At 76.9% G+C, this 2135-nt stretch carries 1 protein-coding gene; it reads right to left on the reverse strand.

The genetic code is table 11. From position 1 onward, the window contains the following. Window positions 1-2050: acyltransferase domain-containing protein (locus tag ACLIYP_RS30265; RefSeq protein ID WP_412716271.1), on the reverse strand; the 2050-nt coding region annotated here is incomplete at its 3' end. Window positions 2051-2135: the final 85 nt, after the last annotated feature.

Consider the following 2135-nt stretch of genomic DNA (forward strand, 5'->3'; position numbering starts at 1 on the left):
CGCGGTGCGCGCGGGCCACGGTGGCCGCCATCGCCCGCAGCGGGGGCGCGGCGGGACGGGCCAGGGCCGCCGGACGGTACCGCTCGGGGGCGGAGCGCGGCAGCGGTTCGGGCAGGTGGACGAACGGCTCCTCCTCGATGACGATCCGCTCCGCTGCGGGGTCGGGGGCGGGGACAGGGGCGGGGCCGGGGACGGGCTCCGGGGCGGGGAGTTCCGCCGCCGGGGGCGCGGGTGGCATGGCCGGGGTCACCTCACTGGGCTGGATGTCCGGGGTGATCGGTGGGTGCGCGGGGTGCTCGGGCAGGACCTCGGGCGGGTCGGGGGTGAGAACGGCGGCGGCCGCCCGTGCCGTCCGGTCCGCGATCGGCTCGCCGCCGCACGGCACGGAGAGCACCGGTCCGGCCGGTGCGGCCGCCCGCGGCCGCGGCGCCAGTTCCTCCAGGCCGACGGGCAGGCCGTGGGCGACCAGCCGGGCCAGCGCCTGGGCGAGCGCGGTGGCGGCCGGGGCGCCGCGCCGGTCGACCGAGACCGCCACGTGGTCGCGGCCCTTGAGGGTCTCGCCGATCCACCGGGTGCAGGTGGCGCCCGGGCCGACCTCGACGAAGTAGCGGTAGCCGCGCTCGTGGGCGGTCTCGGTGAGCCGGACGAAGTCGATGGTGCTGCGCAGGGTGACCGCGATGCGCTGGGCGATCAGGCTCCGGTCGGTGGTGTCCACCCGGTCGTAGTCGTAGGCGGACAGCAGTTCCAGGGCGGGGTCCGGCGTACCGAGCGGGTAGTCGTTGAGCGCGGCCAGCGCGTCGAGCTCGGGGTCGACCACGGGGCAGTGCATCACGTGGTTGGCGGGCGCCTTCGCCGCCTGGCACCCCACCTTCCCGATCACCTGGGCGACCTGCTTCGGATCGCCGGCGATCACCACCTCGCGCGGGGTGTTGACATGGGTGAGGAAGACCCGTTCCAGACCGGCCATGGCCGAGCGCACCGCGTCCGGTCCGGCGAGCAGCACCCGGGTCGCCCACACCTCGCCGTCCGGCACGGAGGCGGGGATGCCCCAGTCCTCGCGGACGCGCAGCTTCGGGCCGCGCAGCCGGTCGCGGAACAGCGGGGTGGCCGCCAGCGCCGCGTCGTCCCGGGCCGATTCGGCCCAGACCCCGCCGGCGAAGAGCATGCTGGACTCGCCCAGGCTGTAGCCGAAGCCGCCGTCGGGCCGGACGCCCAGCACGTCGCGCAGCAGCCGGGTGTGCAGCACCGCGAAGTTGGTGCCCGCGGCGAGCATCACCGGGATGTCGTCGATCATGCGCTCCTCGTGGCGCATCAGGTCCCGGCGGCCGAGCGGGCCCCGGGCCCGGGGGTGGAGCGCGCGGTGCTTCAGCCGCCGGGCGGGGTGGTCCGCCTCCCGCTCGAAACCGTCCAGGAGCCCGGGGAAGAGGCGGAACAGGTCGCGGCCGGCGCCGGGGTAGGTGGTGAACGCGCCGGGGTAGACGAAGGCGACCCGGCCGCCGGGGCCCATCGGGCGCGCGGTGCAGTAGCTCCCGGAGGGCGTGGACCACTCGCCGCCCTCGGCGATGACGCGCGGCAGGTCGCGTTCGGCGGCGGCCAGTTCGCCGGCGAGCCGGCCGGCGTCGGCGGCGACCAGGACGGCGGTGTGGCGGGAGCGGCGGGCGCTCAGCTCCCGTACGGCCCGGTGGGTCACCGCCCGCGGTCCGTGCTCGGCGAGTTCGGCGGCGGACGTCTCACCGGCCTGCTCGGCAGCCGCGGCCAGCTGGTCGCATATGGAGTCCAGCCGCTGTTCGGCCCGCCGCCGCAGGTCCTCCGCCCGCTGGTAGTCGGCCAGAGCGCCCTCCTCGGCGCGCCGGTCGACGTGCCCGGTGCCGGGGCGGGCCGGGTCGGGGTGCTCGCGGGAGCCGCACACCGTGCACGGCGCGCCCTCCTCCAGCCCGGCGGCGAGTTCGGCCGCGATGCCGCGCAGCCGCCGCTCCTTGACCTCCAGCCAGTGCTCCTTGGCGGTCAGGGCCCGCCGTCGGCCGCGCCGACCGAGTACTGGCGCGCTCACTTTATCACGCAGTGTCACGAGATGCCCGCTTTGGCGGACAGATGCGCCCGGACGGATTCACCCCGCGGCGGGACCGGTCGCGTAG

The sequence above is a fragment of the Streptomyces nanhaiensis genome (assembly GCF_046614825.1).
GTDB lineage: Bacteria > Actinomycetota > Actinomycetes > Streptomycetales > Streptomycetaceae > Streptomyces > Streptomyces radiopugnans.